This is a genomic window from Poseidonibacter antarcticus (assembly GCF_003667345.1).
GTDB classification, from domain to species: domain Bacteria; phylum Campylobacterota; class Campylobacteria; order Campylobacterales; family Arcobacteraceae; genus Poseidonibacter; species Poseidonibacter antarcticus.
The window spans coordinates 69,339-90,935 of record NZ_RCWF01000007.1 but is presented as its reverse complement, the minus strand read 5'-3'; the positions used below and the strand labels follow the sequence as shown (position 1 = coordinate 90,935).

26 protein-coding genes are annotated in these 21,597 nt (G+C 26.4%); all 26 read right to left on the bottom strand.

Annotated features, from left to right (window positions below; genetic code table 11):
* Positions 1 to 1,050 carry a flagellar biosynthesis protein FlhB gene (gene flhB / locus D9T19_RS09795; protein WP_121628054.1) on the bottom strand — a complete coding sequence of 350 codons (1,050 nt, stop codon included), beginning with the start codon at positions 1,048 to 1,050 and terminating at the stop codon, positions 1 to 3.
* A gap of 11 nt (positions 1,051 to 1,061) precedes the next feature.
* Positions 1,062 to 1,811 (bottom strand): flagellar biosynthetic protein FliR, encoded by a 750-nt coding sequence (locus tag D9T19_RS09790; protein ID WP_121628053.1) that lies wholly within the window; start codon positions 1,809 to 1,811, stop codon positions 1,062 to 1,064.
* Positions 1,811 to 3,961 (bottom strand): flagellar hook-length control protein FliK, encoded by a 2,151-nt coding sequence (locus D9T19_RS09785; RefSeq protein WP_121628052.1) that lies wholly within the window; start codon positions 3,959 to 3,961, stop codon positions 1,811 to 1,813. Before D9T19_RS09785 ends, D9T19_RS09790 begins: the two co-directional genes overlap by 1 nt.
* Positions 3,962 to 3,964: 3 nt before the next feature.
* Positions 3,965 to 4,426 (bottom strand): flagellar basal body rod protein FlgC, encoded by a 462-nt coding sequence (gene flgC, locus D9T19_RS09780; RefSeq protein WP_121628051.1) that lies wholly within the window; start codon positions 4,424 to 4,426, stop codon positions 3,965 to 3,967.
* A gap of 9 nt (positions 4,427 to 4,435) precedes the next feature.
* Complete coding sequence (gene fliE, locus D9T19_RS09775; protein WP_121628050.1) at positions 4,436 to 4,729, bottom strand: flagellar hook-basal body complex protein FliE; 294 nt, start codon at positions 4,727 to 4,729, stop codon at positions 4,436 to 4,438.
* A gap of 10 nt (positions 4,730 to 4,739) precedes the next feature.
* On the bottom strand, positions 4,740 to 5,072 hold the full coding sequence (locus D9T19_RS09770) for a hypothetical protein (protein WP_121628049.1): 333 nt from the start codon (positions 5,070 to 5,072) through the stop codon (positions 4,740 to 4,742).
* A 66-nt stretch (positions 5,073 to 5,138) separates the two neighbouring features.
* Positions 5,139 to 5,960: a P-loop NTPase gene (locus D9T19_RS09765; RefSeq protein WP_205588708.1), complete on the bottom strand. Its 822-nt coding sequence runs from the start codon at positions 5,958 to 5,960 to the stop codon at positions 5,139 to 5,141.
* Entirely contained in the window at positions 5,961 to 7,112 is a 1,152-nt protein-coding gene (flhF, locus tag D9T19_RS09760; RefSeq protein ID WP_121628048.1) for a flagellar biosynthesis GTPase FlhF, read from the bottom strand.
* Complete coding sequence (locus D9T19_RS09755) at positions 7,109 to 7,504, bottom strand: hypothetical protein (protein ID WP_121628047.1); 396 nt, start codon at positions 7,502 to 7,504, stop codon at positions 7,109 to 7,111. Before D9T19_RS09755 ends, flhF begins: the two co-directional genes overlap by 4 nt.
* Complete coding sequence (locus D9T19_RS09750) at positions 7,488 to 7,865, bottom strand: hypothetical protein (protein ID WP_121628046.1); 378 nt, start codon at positions 7,863 to 7,865, stop codon at positions 7,488 to 7,490. Before D9T19_RS09750 ends, D9T19_RS09755 begins: the two co-directional genes overlap by 17 nt.
* A gap of 10 nt (positions 7,866 to 7,875) precedes the next feature.
* Positions 7,876 to 8,172 carry a rod-binding protein gene (locus tag D9T19_RS09745; protein WP_121628045.1) on the bottom strand — a complete coding sequence of 99 codons (297 nt, stop codon included), beginning with the start codon at positions 8,170 to 8,172 and terminating at the stop codon, positions 7,876 to 7,878.
* Positions 8,172 to 8,939 (bottom strand): OmpA/MotB family protein, encoded by a 768-nt coding sequence (locus D9T19_RS09740; RefSeq protein WP_121628044.1) that lies wholly within the window; start codon positions 8,937 to 8,939, stop codon positions 8,172 to 8,174. The genes D9T19_RS09745 and D9T19_RS09740 overlap by 1 nt, the downstream gene beginning before the upstream one ends.
* A 12-nt stretch (positions 8,940 to 8,951) precedes the next feature.
* The gene (locus tag D9T19_RS09735; protein WP_121628043.1) at positions 8,952 to 9,707 is read right to left on the bottom strand and encodes a motility protein A; all 756 of its coding nucleotides are present in this window, start codon (positions 9,705 to 9,707) and stop codon (positions 8,952 to 8,954) included.
* A gap of 3 nt (positions 9,708 to 9,710) precedes the next feature.
* Positions 9,711 to 10,586: a FliM/FliN family flagellar motor switch protein gene (locus D9T19_RS09730; RefSeq protein WP_121628042.1), complete on the bottom strand. Its 876-nt coding sequence runs from the start codon at positions 10,584 to 10,586 to the stop codon at positions 9,711 to 9,713.
* A 4-nt stretch (positions 10,587 to 10,590) separates the two neighbouring features.
* Positions 10,591 to 10,905, bottom strand: a complete 315-nt coding sequence (locus D9T19_RS09725) for a flagellin (protein ID WP_121628041.1) — start codon at positions 10,903 to 10,905, stop codon at positions 10,591 to 10,593.
* A 93-nt stretch (positions 10,906 to 10,998) separates the two neighbouring features.
* Positions 10,999 to 13,002 (bottom strand): tetratricopeptide repeat protein, encoded by a 2,004-nt coding sequence (locus D9T19_RS09720; protein ID WP_121628040.1) that lies wholly within the window; start codon positions 13,000 to 13,002, stop codon positions 10,999 to 11,001.
* Positions 13,003 to 13,012: 10 nt separating this feature from the next.
* Positions 13,013 to 13,342: a hypothetical protein gene (locus D9T19_RS09715; protein WP_121628039.1), complete on the bottom strand. Its 330-nt coding sequence runs from the start codon at positions 13,340 to 13,342 to the stop codon at positions 13,013 to 13,015.
* 54 nt (positions 13,343 to 13,396) lie between these two features.
* Positions 13,397 to 15,508 carry a flagellar hook-basal body complex protein gene (locus tag D9T19_RS09710; RefSeq protein ID WP_121628038.1) on the bottom strand — a complete coding sequence of 704 codons (2,112 nt, stop codon included), beginning with the start codon at positions 15,506 to 15,508 and terminating at the stop codon, positions 13,397 to 13,399.
* Between the two features lie 305 nt (positions 15,509 to 15,813).
* Positions 15,814 to 15,984, bottom strand: coding sequence for a flagellar basal body protein (locus D9T19_RS09705; RefSeq protein WP_121628037.1), 171 nt, complete (start codon positions 15,982 to 15,984; stop codon positions 15,814 to 15,816).
* A 9-nt stretch (positions 15,985 to 15,993) separates the two neighbouring features.
* On the bottom strand, positions 15,994 to 16,677 hold the full coding sequence (locus D9T19_RS09700; protein ID WP_121628036.1) for a flagellar hook assembly protein FlgD: 684 nt from the start codon (positions 16,675 to 16,677) through the stop codon (positions 15,994 to 15,996).
* A 9-nt stretch (positions 16,678 to 16,686) separates the two neighbouring features.
* Complete coding sequence (locus D9T19_RS09695; protein ID WP_121628035.1) at positions 16,687 to 16,974, bottom strand: FliM/FliN family flagellar motor switch protein; 288 nt, start codon at positions 16,972 to 16,974, stop codon at positions 16,687 to 16,689.
* Positions 16,975 to 17,059: 85 nt separating this feature from the next.
* A complete protein-coding gene (locus D9T19_RS09690; protein ID WP_121628034.1) occupies positions 17,060 to 17,725 on the bottom strand; it encodes a FliH/SctL family protein in 666 nt (221 codons plus the stop codon).
* A complete protein-coding gene (fliG, locus tag D9T19_RS09685) occupies positions 17,725 to 18,726 on the bottom strand; it encodes a flagellar motor switch protein FliG (RefSeq protein ID WP_121628033.1) in 1,002 nt (333 codons plus the stop codon). The genes D9T19_RS09690 and fliG overlap by 1 nt, the downstream gene beginning before the upstream one ends.
* Positions 18,726 to 20,453 (bottom strand): flagellar basal-body MS-ring/collar protein FliF, encoded by a 1,728-nt coding sequence (gene fliF / locus D9T19_RS09680; protein WP_121628032.1) that lies wholly within the window; start codon positions 20,451 to 20,453, stop codon positions 18,726 to 18,728. Before fliF ends, fliG begins: the two co-directional genes overlap by 1 nt.
* Before the next feature lie 16 nt (positions 20,454 to 20,469).
* The gene (gene flgB / locus D9T19_RS09675) at positions 20,470 to 20,874 is read right to left on the bottom strand and encodes a flagellar basal body rod protein FlgB (protein WP_121628031.1); all 405 of its coding nucleotides are present in this window, start codon (positions 20,872 to 20,874) and stop codon (positions 20,470 to 20,472) included.
* Positions 20,874 to 21,593 (bottom strand): flagellar hook-basal body protein, encoded by a 720-nt coding sequence (locus tag D9T19_RS09670; protein ID WP_121628030.1) that lies wholly within the window; start codon positions 21,591 to 21,593, stop codon positions 20,874 to 20,876. The genes flgB and D9T19_RS09670 overlap by 1 nt, the downstream gene beginning before the upstream one ends.
* Positions 21,594 to 21,597 lie beyond the last annotated feature (4 nt).

The window sequence follows — 21,597 nt, the reverse complement described above, 5'->3', positions numbered from 1 at the left end:
TTACCTTTTCTTTTTTAATTCATATACGTAAGAAAATATTTCTGCTAATGCCTTATAAAATTCACTAGGAATTTCTTGTTCAATCTCAATTTGATCATGTAAAGCTCTTGCTAATGCTGGGTTCTCTATTATAGGTATATTATTATCTTTAGCAATATTTTTTATTTTAACTGCGATAAAATCGATACCTTTAGCAATCATTTTAGGTGCAGAATCAACATCATTATCATACTTTAATGCAACAGCATAATGTGTTGGATTTGTGATTACAACATCTGCATCAGGAACATTTGACATCATTCTTTTACGAGACATTTCCATTTGGATTCTTCTAATACGACCTTTTACTTGGGGATCTCCATCCATATTTTTAAATTCATCTTTTATATCTTGCTTACTCATACGTAGAGATTTCATATAATAGTGTCTTGTAAAATAAAAATCCATTATAGCAAAAATAATTATAATAAGTAATATTGCTGAAAGAAAATAAAATATTAACTCTATCATAGAAGCAATAGAACTATTTGTTTCTTGATCCATCATTGCTAAAAATTTTTTATTAGTCAAAAGAAACAATAAGAACATTACAGAAACAATTATTGTAAGTTTTGCGGTAAGTTTTAATGCTTCAATAACTTTTTTAAAACCAAATATATTTTTAAATCCTTTAATAGGATCTAATTTCTGAAGATCTAATTTTAAAGGATTAATAACAAAACCAAACTGCATCCAATTTGTAGCAAATACTAATACTATAATTAATACAAATAATGGTAATAAAGCAGATAAAAATGTCATTACTACAGTATAGGTTATAGAATAATATACACTAGAATCCATATCTTGACCAATAAAATTAAATGAATACATCATCATTTTTTTAATTTCATTCATTGAATATGAAGAAAAGAATAATAGATACATAGAACCTAGGGTTAAAATAGTTGCTCCAGTTACCTCAGCAGATTTATTTACATTACCTTCTTTTTTGGCATCTTCAATCTTTTTATCCGTGGGTTCTTCGGTTTTTTCATCTTCATCAGCCATTATAAACCTTTCTACTCAAATTTTGAAATAAAGTAATTTGTAAAAGCTTCTGTAAAAACTTCCATACCAAGAATTAAAAAAATAAAAATTATTGCAAACTTCAATTGAAAAGTTATAACAAAAGGAGAGAAAGCAGGCATTGATTTTGTTCCATATCCATAATAAATATCCATAATAAAACCAATGAAGAACAATGGTAAGGCAAAAGAGAAGGCAAAAGCAAACATTCTTTTTATTTCATCAATTGCTATTTGTATTCCATCATAAGAAAAAATATCAAAGTTTCCTAAATTGATCATTGAAAAACTTTTTACTAATATAACTAGTGTAACTTCATACATTCCTGTTTGAAAAAATAATACTATAGCTATCCAATAAAGTAATCTTGAAATTAAACCTTCTTGCGATCCAGTAGAAGGATCAAACATTGTAGCCATAGACAAGGCTGTTGCAAAACCAATAAATTCTCCAATAATTTTAACAGATGAAAATATTATATTAACAAACATTGCAGCAACCAAGCCTAATGTTATTTCTGAAATCAATCCAAGAATAAATGTATCTTTGGTTATTGTAGTAGTAATATCAACTAATGGAAATACAAATACTGTTATATAAAAAGCAAATGCAATTCTAATTCTAGGACCTATTGCTGAATGTGAAAAAATAGGCATAAAAGCGACAAAGGCAACAATTCGCGCTAATAGTAGTAGAAATTGATATACAATATCTTCATTTAATAAAGATAAAAATGCTTCCATTACATATAATCTATGTTTCTATCTTCTGATTCTAAGTTTTTCTCTCTTGATTCTAAAATAGTTTGAGTATTAGATTCATTAGTAAATGATTTATCTGAATCTTCTTGATTATTTGAATTTCCATTGCTTTGATCACTTGAACTAAAATCTAAATTAAATTCAGCAGTGTCATTAAATGTTTTATTTAGAGCATTTCTTAAGCTACTTTGATTATCAATAAAAGAATCAAGAGTTGCATGATTTGAAATATTTAAACTAATATTTATACTATTATCTTTGTCACTTTTCATAGTAATTCCAATATGTCCTAAGGTAGCAGGATTTAGATTTATTCTAAATGCAGTGATAGGTGGCTTATAGTTTTCATACATTTTTCGCGCAACATCTGACATCATACTTGACATTTGCTGTCTAGCCCCAATAATTCTAGTTTGTATATTATTAGCTAAAGAAGTGTTAACATTTAAAGAAACATCATCATTTTGCTCATTAACAAAATCATCTAAGACTACCTTACTAGCTTCTATTGATTTTGTTAGTACATTATTTACTTCATTATGTATTGCATTTTTATTTAATATAAGTTTATCAAGTGTACTTTTCCTATCAGTTAAATCAAGTGTATCTTTTTTTATTTCATTTTCTTTTAATCCTACACTAATATCTTTAACATTTAAATCTAATTTATTTGCATTAACTTCAATTTCTTGAATAGTTGTTGCATCTTTTACAGAATTTATCGCTTCTGTCTTATTAGATAAGGCACTAGTATTCATACTATTTTTCAAAGAACCTAAATAAATATTATTCAACATATTTTTTGAATTATTCTGCTTATTAATGACATCACTATTTTGCAATATTTTAGAATCATCTTCATTTATAATCATTTGATCTTTAACAATTTTAGTTTTGTCAATTAAACTATCCATTAAAGATTTAGGCTCTTCTCTTGAAATATTTATTCTTTCATTCTTATTATTATCATTTAAGATAGCTAAATCTTTTGCAAGTTTATTATTTTTAGTTCCTGCCAAATTTTGATCATCAATATTTATATTTTCTATCTTATTATTTGAGTTTATTATCTCAGATATTTGCGTTGTTTTTGTATCAGTCTTTACCGTCGTAATTATCTCTTCTTTTTTTGACAATTCATTTATATTATTCTCTAAAATTACTTTTGTATCTATCTTTAGTTCTGTATTTTTTAATTCATTATTCTTCAGTATTGTATCATCAGAAGATTGAACTGTTTGTTTAGCTTTTATATCTTCAACAATAATATCTTTTACTTCTATTGTCTTTGTATTTTTTTCTACTAATACTTCATTTAATTTATTATCTAATTTTATTATCTTAGATGCATCTATAATTTTTGTATTATCTTCATTTTTTATTGTATCAACACCTATACTTTTAGAATCATCTATTGTTAATATTTCATCTGTATTTACTGTTACTTCTTTTATATTTATATTTTCTTTTCTTATTCCACTATCTATCTTTTCTTCTATTGTATCTTTTTCTATTGTATTTAATTTATTATCTATTTTAGTATCTTCTAATGAATTATTATCTATACTGATTTTTTTTGATTCTAATACTAATCTATTTAATAATGATGTATTTCTATTTGAATTTTCTGTATCTTTATTATCTATTTTTATACTATCTTTATTATTAATCTTTTCATCTATATCTACTGTTACTTCTTTTATATTTATATTTTCTTTTCTTATTCCACTATCTATCTTTTCTTCTATTGTATCTTTTTCTATTGTATTTAATTTATTATCTATTTTAGTATCTTCTAATGAATTATTATCTATACTGATTTTTTTTGATTCTAATACTAATCTATTTAATAATGATGTATTTCTATTTGAATTTTCTGTATCTTTATTATCTATTTTTATACTATCTTTATTATTAATCTTTTCATCTATATCTACTGTTACTTCTTTTATATTTATATTTTCTTTTCTTATTCCACTATCTATCTTTTCTAAAGTAGATACACTTCCTGATAATAATTTATCAAATAATGAGATTTCTTGTTTTACTTCTTTATTTGAGGTAGTAGACGTAGTTTTTGAATCTTTATTACCTGTATTTAGTGTCGATAATATATCTATTTGCTTTGTCATAATCTAAACCTTCAAGATGTCCAATGTTTTAGAATCAATATTTTTATGAGTATTGAATGAGGCAACATTAGCTTCATATGATCTCATCGCTTCAATTAAATCTACCATTTCTACGACTGGATTAATATCAGGATATTCAACGTATCCTTCTTCATTAGCATCAGGATGAGTTGGCTCAAATCGTAAAATTGGTTTTACATCTGATGATACTACTGACTTAACTCCAACACCTCTTAATTCCATTGCTGAATTTTTATCATTATTAGATTCAATACTATTACTATTATTTGTCTTACTTTTATTAAGTAAAACATCTTCAAAAACAACTTGTTGTTTTTGATAAGGGCCACCTTCTTGAGTATGTGTAGTTTTGGCATTTGCAATATTTGCACTAACAACATTAATTCTTGTTCTTTGTGCACTCATTCCTGAAGTAGATACGTTATAACCATCAAAAAAACCCATGATTTATCCTTATATTTGCATATTCATAATTTCTTTATATGCACTAACAGCTTTATTTTTTGTTTCTAATGCTAATTTCATAGAAAGTTCTGCTTCTTCTATTTGTTGTACTGCCTCTTGTAAGTTAGTAACCTTACCTGTAGCAATACCTTCCATTGCTTTGTAACCTTCTATTTGTTCTTTATTTACGTCACCAATTGCATCACTTAGCATATTTTGGAATGATTGATTATCACTAACTTTTTGTTCACTGTTATTTAAAGTAAGTGGACTTATTGAATTACTTATCGAAGATATATTCATTTTTTATTCCTTAACTAGTACTATTCATTTTTTTATTAGAAGAGAGAACTTCTTGAACATTTAGTTCACTTAACATTGATTCTATTTTCTCTTCATTATATTTAAAATCTAATTCATTCTTTTTATTTTCTAAACTAAAAAATGAAATAATCAAAGATAGCATTAAATTTGCAATCCCCTTTAATATAATAGTTACACCCATTATACCAAAAATCATTTCAAGAGGTGTGAAGAGTTCAGCATTTATGACAAAAAATATTACCGTTGCAAAAAAGCCAGAAGCTATAAATAAACGGAATATTCCACTATTTATTACACTTTGAGAAAATCGTTCAACTACCATAAATCTCAAGTCCCAATAACAGTAATAAAGTATTAATCATATAAAGTGCTTCCACTTAGGCATACCTTAATAAATATTTTTTAGTAAATAATTTATTACGTCTTGCAGTTGTTTTGTTGAATCATCATCAAAAAACTCTTTAGTAAATAGTTTTCTCAACCTTCCAGTTGTAGAAATATTAGCAGACGTAGAAACGTTACCTATATATTCTACCATAAAATCTTGATTTAATCTATTTTTCTTAGCTAGTGAAACTAAAGAGTTAGTAATAGTTTCACCAATTTTATAATTTCTTGTATGATTAAAACAAAGCATCAATTTATCTTTATCAAAGGAAAGCATTTTTATCAATGAGTAAACATCTGTTAAAGCGCTAGGATCCGTAGTTGTTAAAGCAATAATATTATCAGAAATAGATAAAAATTCTTTTACAAAATCATTTAATCCAGCTCCTGTATCTACAAGTAAAATATCAAATATATTTAAAGAAATAACATCTTCAACAACTCTTGTAAAGACAAAGGAATTCGAATGCTTAGAATATTGATATCCACTTTTACCTGCCAATAAAAAAATATTTTCATATTGGGTTTTACTAATCGTTTCCGTTAAAGATTTACTACCATCTATATAATCAAAAAATGTATATTTAGGTTTTATATTAAATAATACTTGCATATTAGCCAAGCCTATATCAGCATCTAAAACAGCAACTTTTAATCCACGCTGAGCTAATAAATAAGCAATATTTGCAGTAAAAGTTGATTTTCCAACTCCACCTTTTCCTGAAGTAATCGTTATTAATTTTGTTTTAGAAGTAATATGTTTTTTCTTACGTGTAAGATTAATTAGTTTACTAGCTTGAGAAGAGATACTATTAAACAACAATTATTTCCTAATACATTTATTATTCATAAAACAATCAATTAAAAAAGAAGAATCTGATACGATTAAATCATCAGGAACATTTTGCCCAATTGAAAAATATGTAATAGATTTTTTTGTTTTATGAGCAAATGAGATTAAATTCCCAAAACTTTTTGTTTCATCAAGTTTTGTAAAAGTTAGATAATCAACATTTAATCTAGAATAATTTGCGTAAATTTCAATTAAATCACTATGCTTAACATTTGCAGGAAGAACTAATATTTTTTCAATAGGCAATTCATCTACTTTCTTCTGATACTCATTTATCAATTCAATTTTATCTACATCGTATTGACTAGAACCTGCAGTATCAATAAAAATATAATTACAATCTTTCAATCTCAAAAGTGCTTCAGGTAAGTCTTCTGGTTTTTTTACAATTTCAAGTGGTAATCTCATTATATTCGTATATGCTTGTAATTGCTCAATAGCTCCAACTCTAAATGAATCTAAAGTTACAATACCTACTTTATAATTTTGACCTAATTTATAAGCATATCTAGCAGCAAGTTTTGAAATAGTAGTAGTCTTACCAACACCTGTTGGCCCAACCATCATTATGATTTTTCTTTGATGTTTTCTTAAAGGCACTTCAAACTTAATTGGAATTATTCTTCTTAATACTAATTTGAAAAAATCGTTAATCTTTTGAGGATTAGACTTTAAAGATATAGGTAGTTGCCTTATAGTCTTTTTCATAATAGTATATGTCATTTCTTGATCAAATTCATTTTTTTCAAATAATGTATACATATCAATAAATTCATGAGGTATAGTTAAATCATATAATTGACTTTTAGGTTGCCAAATTGATTGTTTAACTTGCTCTAATGCTTTTTGCATTTTTAAAATTTCTTCTCTAAAATCATATACATTAGCTTGCATAGGTTTATTTGGAGGGGTAGCTTTAGTAATAGTCTGTTTTGTATATGTAAGATTACTATTCTTATTATCATCTTCTATTGCAACAACAACTTCATACATATTTTTCTCAAAATCATTGGCATTAGATATTTTTTTTGTAGAGATTACAATTGCATCTTCACCACATTTTTCTTGTGCTAAACGTAATGCTAGAGTAGGTGTTTCTCCTAAAAAAGAAAGCATATTCATTGTAGTCTTCCATCTTTATAAATTTTTTCTATTTGTCCATCTTCTTTTTTAATACGAATAAATTCTTCATTTTCATAAATAATTTTTCCTTTTTTCTCAATTTCCAAACCACCAAATTTAAAAATAACTGACTCTTTTTTATATTCTTTTACATCTTTTTGACATATTATTGAATTTTTATTTATATAATGAGTTGAAATATATTCATTATTTTGAACTTGATTTAAAGTTAAAGGAATACATGCTTTTTTTAAAACAGGTACATTTACTAATCTTAACTTTGAAGCTTTAATTTTTTGTTCAAAGCCTATTGAACTTTTAGAGATTAATACATTAACTGCAAATACATTAGTTGTTAAAAATAGAATAATAAAACTAAGCTTTAATATCAAAGATATTTCCCCCATTAACAGCTGTAATATCTTCAACAAGTTCTTTATACATTTGTTGGACAGGCAATACAATTGATGCTAATCTCTTGTTTAATTCATATAATTTTTTTAATTCATCTTCTAAAGAATCAACTTTTTGTCTATATATATTAACATCTACACCTTCTTGTATTTTTAAAACAAGTTCTTGATTTAATTTGGCTTTTAATTCTGTAATCTCATTAATCATATAATGTTTTTCATCATTTCTATTTAATAAAGATTCATGCTTAGCTTTTTTAATATCTTCTATATCAAGCTCAATAGAATTTTGTAAATTCTTAACAAGTTCAGACATTCTTTGTATTATTTCATTTATCATAAAATTCCCTTTACTTATTATTCTTACTTAAAAAATCATATAACATATCACTAATTCCAAAAGTACCTGATGAACTATCTGCAATATTTTGTAAATACATACTTTTTATAATATCCGAACCAGGGCCATCTCCTGCTATTTTTGTAGACTTTAAAGAAACATCCATTATTTGATTTAAGAAAAATGATTCAAATGAATCTGCAACTTCTCTTAATTCCTTATCTTCTAAATTATCTGTTTTTAAATTATTAAAATCTTTATTTTGTAAAGTAGAAATATCCACTAAATTATTACTATTTATTTCCATTATTCCAACCTATCGAAGAAACTTTCTTCATCTAAAATATCATCTTGATTATTTTGAGCAAAAAATCTCATTTCAACCCTTCTGTTATCTGCTGCATTATCACTTTTAGGATGATAAGAACCATATGCAGAAACCTTTAACACTGCAGGATCAATTCGATTTTTTATTAATTCTTTTACAACAGATATTGATCTTAAAGCCGAAATATCCCAAGCATCTCTTGGTATTGTTGTGTTTCTTATTCTATTTGTATCTGTATGTCCAATTATTTCAATATTAAATGTTTGAGGCATTGTTCTAATTACTCTTGCTATTTTAGAAATAAATACTTTTGCCGCCGGATTAGTTAAGTTATATTCTCCATCTTCAAACATTATTGTTGAAGGAATATCAAGAGTAAACTCATTTTTTCCTTTTTCTATACTTATTTCTTCACTTTCATTATCACTAGAAGCATTAACATCTGAAATTAATTGTGAGACCTCTTCAGCTGCATCTTCTGTAGTACTTTCATCATCTTCAAACGAATCTGAACTACTATTATCTGTAGAATTCTTTTCACTTTGTTCTTCAACTGATGTATTTTTATCGAGAAACCCCATTGCTTTTCTCATAACTTCAAAATATTCTTCTACTTTCTTTTTATCCATAACAGCCATTGATAATAAAAGAATAAAAAATGTTAATAATAATGACATTAAGTCACCAAATTGAACTAACCAACCTGGTAAACATTTTTCACATTCTGGACATTTGTCTTTTGCCATTATTTAAATCTTCTATTCTTCTACATCAGTTAAAATAGAGTTCAACTGCATTTTTATATTACCAATAGATTCTTCAGCAGCAATCATTGATGATCCTAAAATTATTACTTCACAAGCAACAGCTTCTTTATCATGCTTTTGAGATAATTTACTCTCAACAACACCTGCAAATAAAGTTCCAATTAAAGCACCATACATGGTAGTTAATAAGGCAACAGCCATTGCTGGTCCAACAGCAGCTGGATCTGATAAATTTGCAAGCATTGCAACTAAACCAACAAGTGTACCAATCATCCCCATAGCTCCTGCTGTACCACCTATATTTCCAAACATTGAAATCATTCTACCATGTCTTTTTGACATATGTTCTAATTTTGTTTCTAGTAATGGAGTTAATACTTCAGCTTTTGTACCATCTACTAAAAGTTGAAATGCTTCTTTAAAAAAAGGGTTAGTTTCTTCCATTACTTTTTGTTCAATCTGCATAACACCATGCTTTTTAATTTCTGTAGCATAAAAGATTATTTTTTCAACTAATTCAGGGAGAGGTTCTATTTTTACTTCATTCATAGCTACTTTTAAAGCAGGCGTAAATCTTTTTAAATCAGAAGCTTCAAATTGACCTGCAGTTACAGCAATAGTACCACCTATAACAATTATCACAGATGGAATATCAAGATATGGTCCAAATCCAACACCACCAAGAATAATAGCTAGAGCGACAAGACCCCAACCTCCACCTAATCCACCTGCAGTACTTTTATCCATAAATTACATTCCTATTTGATTTAGTTTAAAGTTATCATTACCAATATTTTTAATTTTAAGACCAAACTTACCCTCAACAATAACCGCTTCACCTTCACCTATTTTAATTCCATTAACCAATATTTCTAAAGGTTCATTAACCATCTGCTCAAGTTCTATTATTTCTCCAATATCCCAACTTAAGACATCTTTTAATAAAACTATTTTTGTTCCTAACCTAACACTAAGTTTTAATTTAACATTATATAAGAGTTCTAAGTTCTTAGGCATATTCATATTTGTTGTATTTAAAGGAGACTTATCATCAACTTTATCAATTATTGTTTCTTCTACTAAATCATTAGATAAAATTTCTACTTTCCCTCCTGTAATAGAAGATATATAAGGTAAAATTCTTTCATCAAAGCAGATAATAATTGGTAATTTATCTTCATCTAATGAAATTGTAAATTCATATATATTCTTTTTAGAAGATAACACTTCTCCTTCTAATATTACAGAACTTTTTACTACTGATTTTAATGAAGAGACATCAGAGAAACCTTGTGCATTTACGGAAGTACAAAAACTCCCACAAATATTTGAAATTATTTCATTCACTGCATCAGTAATCTCATCATCAATATGTTCTTTTAAATCGCCCATTCCTCCAAGCATTAAGTATTCAAATTTTGTAGCACTTATAGTTGGAATATAAAATTTCCATGTTGATGAAATATCTTTAAAGTCAAATATTACAGTAGCCTCGATTACTTGAGAAGAACTATATTCTTCAAAGTTAAGTTCATGTACTGTTTCTACTTGAGAACTTTTCGATAAAAGTTGCTCTAATGTATTTGATAATTCATCTTTAAATATATTGGATAAATCTGATGCCAATTAATTAAACCTTATTTTTATTTTCTAATTCTTGTAAAATATATGCTTTTGCTTTCATCATATCCTCTGTAGGATATTTATACTCAGCTTCACCTCTTGTAACTTTTACAAAAAAGTCTTTTGAACTTTTGTTGTAACCAAAACGTACATTATCTAAAATAACTTCATTTTTATCAAGAATTTGTTCTTTCCCTAATGTTTTTTTGTATTCATCATCAGGTATAACTTTATTCTTATCATTAACATTACTAATCTTTTGAACTTTTTCAATATTATTTATTCGTGCATTATCTATATTTGCTACTTTACCAATTTCCATAATATCCCCTTTTTAAAAAGTTACTATTAGTAAATATTATAGCACAAAATAAATAAATTATTTAAGAAATATTTTTTTATATAAAATAAAAGTTTAAAGTGATTCTAAATATTCATCAAAGCCAATTATTCTAAAGTCTATTAAAGAATCCAAATAAGGTTCATTTATATATTGTTTAGCACTTGATAATTTCAACTCTTGTATTAATTGTACTGCTGTTAGAAAATTTGCATCTTCATCATTTAGAATAGCTTTAATCAAAGATATTTGAACTGAAGCATCATTATATCTACCTGATTCTAATAATGCTGCAACCATTAAATACATAGAGTACTTATCTTCTAAATTATATTCTAAACGAAGGTAATCTAATATTTTTATTGTCTCATCTGAAGCATTAAAATGTAAATCAATTAAAGCTTTAGTCCTAAGATAAGATGGACTATTTTTCCCTGGCATATCAAAATCTGCTTTTGTAAATAATCCCAAGCCTTTTAGAATATCCACATAATATTTTGTTACAATTAAAGGACCTTGTAAAAAATTATTATTTAATGTTAAAGGAATATTATCTTGAAGACGTGAATAGTATGAAAAATCATTCTCATTTTTATTTCTTTGCACTAATCTAATTAAATAAATCAAGGGGTCTTTATGATACTCTTCTAACAAAGGATGAAGCATAATATCTTCTTCATTATCTAATTTTTGTAAAAAATCTATAGATTTAAAAAATATTGTATTAGAATAAGATAAAAATTTATATGACGGTTTGTATTCTTGGTTTATAAACAATTTATAAAGTTCTTTACCAAAATAATTATATAAACCATCATTTGTTTTTATTGTTTTTTCAATATATTCTTTTTCTTTAACTTTTATTTTTAAACTCTTTGCTGTAATTAAAGTCATACTTGCATATAACTTATTCCCAGGATTTAACTTATAAGCTTTTTCAAAATATTTATATGCATTATGAAAGTCATTTATTTGAGCATATGATAAAGCTAAATTATAATAAACATAAGATTTAGTATCTTTTTTTAATAATTTCTTTAATTTTACAACTCGTAAAATAGGATCTTCTCTTACGATATCCAAAAATTTCGCATTATATTCTACCATCTCAGTTAAAGATTTGATATTATCTTCAGAACCAAAAATAAATCCTCTTGCAGAATCATAAATTATTTCTTGTGTATCAGAAAAAATAAAAGGTGCAAAATAGAATATATAATCAATCTTTCGCTCTCTTCTAAAGTTAACAACAGAATCTAAATACTCTTTTGGAGTATACTTTTTTTTATTAAAATACATTTCTAAAGGAAGTTCTAAATTAGCTTTAAAATTATGTCTTTTTTTATTTATTAAGTCTAAATTATCTTTTAATTGGTCTATATTATTTGATTTTAAATCAGTAAAAACACTAAACCATAGAACCTTATTTAATCTATTTGGATTTACTGTAACTTCTTTTGCTTTCTTTAAGAAAATATCAGCCTTCTTATAATTCTTCAGTTTTAAATATAATAATGCTTTTTTTAAATCTAAACCATAATCCATTGATTCTAAAACTTCTAAAGACTTTTTATACTCTTTTAAAATTATATATGTATCAGCAAGCATTCTTTTAGAATGTTCAGATAAATTTTTAAACTTTTTTGTGATATTAATAATTGTATTTAGATATTTATTATCTTTTGATATTTGATATAAATAGTAACATGAAGATATATATGAGAAGGTATTATCATTTGCATTTAATCTATTTTCATATATTTTATTTAAATATACAATAGCATTATCTACTGAATTCAATTTATAATATGCAATGCCAATATTTAGATAAGAAGGAACTTCTAAAATTTTTGCAGTTTGTTCAAAAATCTCAATTGATTTTTTATACTCATTTTTACTTAAAAGTAAAACTGCCTTATTAAAATCTACTTGTAAACTTAAGTTTTCATTTGATTTTTTTAATTTATTAAATTGAAATATAATCTCGGGTTGAGATTCAATTAAATCAATTTTTGCATATAAATTACTATATAACAAAGTAAAAGCTAATACTATTTTATATATCAAATTTATCTTCAATTTATTTTCCCTATACCATTGTATTTACTTGTGCATAAAGTTCTTCATTTCTTTTTTCTAATTCATCAATTTTATGTTTTTGATTCATAGTTTCTAAACGTAATTCTTGTAAATCAGTTCTTGCAACTTGTAAATTATCATGACTTGATTTAAGTATAGAAGCACTAGATTTCATTTGCTTCTCATATTTTTCAATAATTCCTTCAAGTTTTTTCAATTCTATCTCAACTAAGTTTTTCTCTTCATTAACTTTTTTATAAAGAGATTTATAAACATTTGCACTAGAAAAGAAATAAATCAATAAAACTACGGCAATTGTTAATAATAAAAAATTTTCCAAATTTATCCTATTTCTTAATAAATAAAGTAGACTAAATCCTACTTTATTTAAATATTATCTTTTTAAACCTATTAGAGTAGTTAAAATTTCATCAGCTGTTGTTATTGATTTAGCATTTGCTTCAAAAGCTCTTTGGAATACCATAAGATTAACTAAACTTTCACTTAAATCAGCAGTACTAAGTTCTAAAGTTTTACCTTCTATTTTTGCAGCTTTATCATTATTTAAGTTATATATAGGGTCACCTGATTGAGTAGTCTTCGCAAGTAAATTATCCCCAATTGCTTCTAATCCAATATTATTTGTAAATAATGCAATTGATGCTTGTCCAACAGCAATTTCTGCTCCATCTTGAGTCATTGTAATTAAACCATTACTATCAATAGAAAATTCACCAAATGCAGAATCAGAAATACCTAAAGTATCTAGTCTTAATTGTAATGAATTTTGAGATGATGTTTGATCTACTTTAGTAACCATTTCAATGAATTCAGCGCCAGCACCAGCCCTACCACTTAAATCATTGTTTTTAGTAAGTGTTTCTGCATTTGTTACATCTTTTAAAGTTGTACTAAATTCAGCATCATAGTTTGTATCTAGTGTTCTTATTACTAAGTTACCATTAATATTAACAGCTTCAAGATAATCAGTCAAGGCAGGATCTAAATCATTTGTTCCTGTCGAAGGTAATCCATCAGATGTTCCATAATTAAATGCTGTAACAAAATCATCAATATTAGTTATTCCTGTAAAAGAAACTGGTGTCGACTGAAGAGGAGTACCACTATCATTAGGTACAGGAATTGATTCTCCTGCATCTTTATCATAGATTGATATTCCAAAAGTAAAATCACTTGCACCATTATCAAAATTTAAATCTGTAGTTTTATAAACATCTTGTTGTTTACCACTAATTAATTTCGCTAAAGCATCTTTTGCTGATTCAACGGCTCCTGTTCCACTTCCTGTAACAGAATTAACACTAGTTTGATAATCACCTTTGATAGTTGAACTTCCTGATACTTCTCCTACTTCAGATATTATAAATTCATTTCCTGGTATTAGTGATTTTATTTGAATAATACCTTTCATCATATCTGCTGTACTTGTAGATAAACCAAATGTATCATCTTCTTCTAATGTATCATTTGTTGTTCCACCAACTTCACTTGACATATATGCAACTAATCCTGATATTTCAGAAATTGTATCTGCTAATCCTTTATATGTTGCAATTTTACTTGCTTCCTTATCATATAATGCAACTTGTGCTTCTGTTAATGTTCCTGTTGGGGCACCATAAGTAGCTTGATCTGCAGCAGAAAGGTTATCAAATATTTCTTGTTTTAAGTCAGCATCAGCAGTAGTTGATACATAAGATTGTGATATTTTATTTCCATCTATATATACATAAACTTCATCACCTTCTTTACTAATAATTGAATCAGATCCTGTCTCAAAATTTATTTCAGATTTTTGAGCAATTGATGAGATTGATACTCCATCTGGTGTATCTTGCAATTTTTGTAACCAACTTGTATAATTACTAATCGCTGCTTCTACATCAGATATCTTTGCAGATTTTGTTTTTAATCCTGCTCCTGAAAATACAGATTCATCATCAGATATTGCACTAGCTGCATAATCAGTCGCTTTTGCAGTAATTGTTTCTACATAATTTGAATGGGATATTATTTTTGAAGATAAAAGTTTAGTATAATCATTTGTAAACATACTGATATTTGAATTTGTTGAAGTTACATCATTATCTGCATCAATTGCAGACATTGCCCAACCTTGAACTTCATTCCCATTTGCGTCTTGAAGTGTTCCGTTTTCTCCCATCCTAAAGTTACCAGCTCTAGTATAGTAATTTTCTGTTGTTCCACTAGCACTTGCATCTGTAACAGTGAAAAAGCCATCTCCATCTAGTGCTACATCATAAGATACACCTGTTAGTTTTAAACTTCCTTGAGTATATAATTTTTCTGCATCTAATACTGTAGATCCTTTACCAATACCATCTTGGTACATTTGATCTGCAAAAGATATTCTTGAGGCTTTATAACCTACTGTATTAACATTTGCAATATTATTTGACTCATTGTCTAAAGCTGTTTGTTGTGACGATAATCCTGAGATTCCTGTCCAAAGTGCTCCAATCATGATTTATCCTTTTTGAATAATGTAGTGAACATTAGATGTTCATATATTAATATTTAAATTTAAATTTAAATACTAATATGAAAACATACTTGTTTAATTAATTTCATTACAGTTATTAACATTTCATCCGAAATTGTGTCAGATTCTGAATTTATTTCAAATACTTTTAAATAAACAAATAAGCTGGCAAAAGATGTATGCATACTTAACCTACTTAACTCTAAAATATTACTAACTAATTTATTCATTTTATAAGAGGAGTCAATCCTAATACTTTTAGATTATCTACTCTTTGAAGTACACTATCAATTATCAGCTCTTGTATAAGAAATATCACAACCGATTCTATCTTCAAATCTTACATTATTAGATTTATGTCCAACTGTACTAACATTTGCAACGTTATTTGATACTCCACCTAAAGCTTTTTCATATGTATTTAAACCAGACAAGCCATTCCAAAGTGAAGAAATCATTATAAATCTTTAGAATATTTTTGTAATCTGAGAAAATGGAATATCAATTAATTCATCAGAATACACAGGAGAACTAAGTCCCGCTAATTTATAATTATGATCAGTTACTTCAGTATTAGTAGAGTCTAAAACAACTAACGAACCATCCTTAATTATAGGATCACCTGGACTATTTAAAGCAATTTTACTTCCATTTTTATTTCCATTTGCATCAATAATTTCACCAGCAGTATTATAATCTAATAAAATATCATTTGAACTATCATCTGGATCCGTTAGTTTAATTTTATTTTCAAGATAAAGCATTTCTTGAGCTCTAACCTGAACTACCCCATCAATACTTTCAACAGATGTTACAGTATAGGCTTTATTAATACCACTTTCTCCAATATTACCATCTTCTATATTTTTACCAATAATATTAGATGCATTAGTTAATGCTGTTTGAGAAAAAGATTGTTGCAAAGATTGCATTGCAGTAACCATTTCTTGATTTGTATTAATTGTTGACATTTGCATTTGTGTTGAAAGCATTTGTGCTGAATCAGTTGGAGAAGTTGGATCTTGTAATTTTAACTCTGTAATCATAAGTGTTAAAAAATCATCATTTGTTAATTCATCATTACTTACTGAATTAGTATATGAATTACCATCTACTCCAGTACTTGAATTAACTTGTATATCTGTAGCCATTATAAACTCCTATATCATATTCTCTTCAAAGAAATATCTTACAACATTATCTGAATCCATTGCATCTTGAACTCTTACTGCAAGTTTATCATCTATTACAATTATATCACCAGTACCAATTATACGTGAATTCACATATATATCACCACCAGAACCAGCAGGTTTATTTAAAGAAATTATATCACCACTACTTAGTTTTAAAAACTCTGCAATACTAATATCAGAATTACCTAACATTACATCAACAAGAATCTCTGTATCAACTAATATGTCATAATCTCTTTCACTAATTTCCATTTTTACACTTTTAAATAAATTATTTTAATATATTGTATCATAATAGTAGAGTATTTGTAATTAAGTAATTTAAATTATTTGTTCATTAAGTAACCATATCTAATGTTTCAAGCATTGAGGCAACTTTTGCTTCTATATTACCATCAAAATTTCCTAAATCACTAGCTATAACAACACCACCTGCTGATACATTAGCATCTTGACGGAGTTCAATAAAACTTTCTAAATTTAATTGATCTTTTAATATTTCATAATCCTTTGGATTTAAATGAATTTGAACTTTTGATGCAGTTTTAATCTTTTCTAATAAATGTGTAATAGTTTGTTTTGCCATTTTTGCAGAATTTTCGCCAACTTCTATACTAATTATTTTTTGAGCAATAGAAATAGATGTTTTTAAAAGTTTAGCTTCCATTTGAAATGTTGCTTGTTCAAAAAAAGCAGCATAATGTTTTAAATCTTTTATAGCTTGAACAACTTGAGCATCAACATCTTTTCCTGATATACCATCATTTTCAATATTTGTAACTTTTCTTGTAAGTTCAGATAATTGATTACCCAAATTTCTAACTTCAATAAGTAGTGGGTCTACTTTCCCGTTTATTTCTCTATCATCTAAAATTGTATTAGAAGTTGTAGGTGTATTAGTTGAAGTATTATTAATAAATGTTCCTAATTCATACTTTTCAACTTTTGCATTTGTATTATTATTTACAACTTTTGCATTTGAATATACGTTATTACCTGTCATTATTCATCCATATCTCTGTCAATTATGCCATCTTCGATCATTTTTTGGGCAACATCAAGCATTTTTCTTTGTGAATTTTCTATATCTTTTATTTTAACTTTATTAAGCATTTCAAACTCTTCAATAAATCTATCTCTAGCTCTTTGAGACATTGCGTTAGTAATTTTTTCCATATCTTCTTCTGGAGCATTTTTCATAGCAACAGCAACATCACCTGTATCAACATTTTGAAGAATTTTCATTATATATTCAGTGTCAAGATTTAATAAATCTTCAAATACAAACATATTTTCTTTTATTTTAGTAGCAAGAGAAGTATCAATACCATTAATATTTTTTAATATATCTTGCGATTTAGGTCCTAATTTATTAAGCATATCAGCAACAACTTTTACTCCTCCAACATCTACTATAGAAGAGAAGAGTGATTCTAACTTTTTCTCTAAAACAACTGAAATTGTTCGTACAACATCTGGGGAAACATCTTTTATTGTTGCCATTTGCATAGTTACTTTTACTCTTGTTTCTTCTTCAAGTTGCATTAATACATCAGCAGATTTTGTTGAATTCATATGAGATAAAATAACAGCTATAGTATGAGGAGATTCATCTTTAATAAAATCTGATAATTGTTTTGGATTTATTGCATCTAAGTATGTAAATGATTGAGAAGCTAATTTCATTCTTGAAAGTTTTGCTAAAACTTCATCTGCCTCACCTTTACCTAAGGATTTATATAGAATATCTTTTGCAAAATTATATCCACCTGAAGTAATAAAACTTTTTGATCTTGTATATAAATGAAATTCTTCTAAAATAGCTAATGAAATATCTTTATTAATTGATGAAATTTGTGTAATAGCTGTAGAAATATCTTCAACTAATTCTTTTGGTAAAAATTGAAAAATTTTTACCGTCGATTCTTCGCCAATTAAAACAAAGAATCTAGCTACTTTGTCCATCATTGACATACCTTTTAGTAAATCATTATTTTCAGACATTATCTATTTCCTACTTTAAAATTGATATTACCTTCAGAAAGAAGTAGTTCAATCATACTTGCAATTTCTTCTGGTTTATTGTTGATCTCTTTATCTAATTCTTCTATAAATACTTCATATTTTGTAGCAGACTCTTCATCTAATCCTTCTATATTATTTATAATTTGACTTTTGATTTTTGACTTTAATCTACCTTGTGCAGAATCTAAATCAAATTCATTTGAATAATCTTCAAAATTGTTTTCACTATTAGCTTCACTACTTTTTTCAGCGCTAACATTATCCCCTAATATTACAACTTCATGATTTACAATAAATTTTTTATAAAAAATAAAAAGTAAAATTGCAGCAATTAAATATTGGAAATATTCACTAAACTCTTTAAGTATAGATTTTATCATAGTAAGAGTATCAACAGCATTCCCATCATCGATTGCAATAACATTACCATTTTCATCTACTTGCTGTTTAATTTCATCTAAAGATTTAACTCCTAAAAACTTAAAATCTCTTACTGTAATTTTATCTCCTCTTTTCTGCTCATATCCTATTGTATCTTCAACAATAGATGTAATAGAAGACAAAAATTCTTCTTTATTTTCTACATCATTTAAAACACTAGAATCAAAAGTAACTGCCGCATTTATTTTATTGATTTTTGAATAATTATTATCTTTTTGTTTAATTATTTTTTTTGATATCTCATAATTTGTAACAGTATTTGTTCCCTCACTATTGGAATTTGTAACTCCTGAAGCATTTGCATTTCCTGGTTCTTGAATATTATTATCAACACCGGCTGTACCCCCTGTATTAGCAGCTACACCTTGAGAATTTGAAGTATTTTCTATTACTTGCTGTGCTCTTATTGTCCCTTCAGGATCATATATCTCTTCTTCTATATTCTTTTTTACAAAATCTAAATCAACATTTACTCTAGCAACAACTCTTCCTAAACCAACAAAAGGTTCTAATAATGCTATAATTTTTTGTTCATAATCATTTTCTATTTTATCTTTATATTTGTTTTGATTTAAAGATTTAATATTATCCATATCATCTGATGACTTTTGAAGTAAACTACCATCTTGATCAATTAATTTAATATTTTCTTGTCTTAAATTAGGAACAGCAGATGAAATAAAATTTTTAATTCCATTAATTTGTTTTTGTGTTAAAAAAATTCCAGGTTTTAATGATAAAACAGCAGATGCAGTTGTATCTGCTTTCCTTTCAGTAAATATAGTGTCTTTTGGAATTGCAATTTTTACACTAGCTCTTAAAACACCAGTTAAAGACTCTAAAGATCTAGATAATTCACCCTCTAAAGCTCTTAAGTATTTGACTTTATTTTCAAAATTTGTAGTACCTAAAGAAGATTTCTCAAATATTTCCCAACCTACGTGTTGACTAGTTGAAGCTTCGCTTGTAACAAGCTTTATCTTAGCAATATTTATAAACTCTTTTGATGTTTTTAAAGTAAGATTATTACCATTCCCAATTACAGAAAATTCAATCCCTGAAGCTTCTAATTCATCACTTGCAAGCATTACTTGAGATTTTGTTAGATTTGAGGCAATTGTATAATTTAATTTTTTATCTTCAGCTTTGATATTTGAATAAACTAACAATCCAATTAAAAGAACAAATAATAGAGAAAATCCTCCAATTACAACTGCTCTTTGTGCAGGATTTAAATTATTTATAAATTTTACAAGTTGATCCATATATCATTTATCCTAATTAATTTTTAGCAGATGATTCAATTACTGATCTAAATAATGTAGAATCTTTTTTTATTGCTGTTTGAACAGCATCAAATAAAATCTTATTTTTTGACATTTCACTCATTTGTGCATCTAAATTTACATTATTACCATCATTTTGTTCTTCTAAGCCTTGCACTTTAATTAAAGATGGAGTAGATATATTCATGTTGTTATTAATATTAGAAAAATGGTTACCTTTTGTTTGAGATAGTTCTAAAATTGGTGATTGTACATTTTTTAATTCATTTTCAAATGTTAAATCTTTTGTTTTATAATTAGGAGTATTAATATTTGCAATATTACTTGATATAACTTTTTGCCTTTCAGCTCTAAAATTTAAATTATTAAAAAGTGTACTTGTTATATTACTTGCTTCCATTAGTTAGTATTACTCCCTATTTTATCAATAACTGTTCCATTCATTTCATCAATAGTTTTAATTGCTTTTTGAGATTGATCAAATCTTCTATGTGCATCAATTAATTCAACCATGGCTGTAACAGAATTTACATTAGATTTTTCAATTGCACCTTCAATTATTAAACCATCATTATTATCATAAATAGCAAGTTCAGTATCATCTTTTAGTTTAAAATTATTGCTACCTACTTTTTCTAAATTTGAGAAAGGTATTTGAGTAACTCCAATTTGTTCTCTTACATTATCATTAATTTCAATAGCTTCATTATCAGCATTTAGTATATTATTACCATTTGAATCCACTAAAAAACCATCTAATACTTTAAATGCTCCATCTCTAGTATAAACAATGTCTCCATTTTTATCTTGTAATTTAAAAAAAGTATCGGGTTGTTCTAATGCGAAATCTAATTTATTACCAGTACTTGTAATTGGACCCACTTCACTATCAATATATTTTGCATCAATTTTAGGAATATTATTGGTAATAGTACTTATTTTTGTAGGAGTGAAATCTTCAGTTTGTGCTCTTTGTAAATAGTAATTAAATGTTGTTTCAGTTAAACCATCTTGCTTAAAACCACTAGTATTAACATTTGCTAAATTATTACTTATCTGATCTAAACGATTTATTTGATTAATCATTGATGCAGCTAATGGATATGTACCTTGATTCATAATT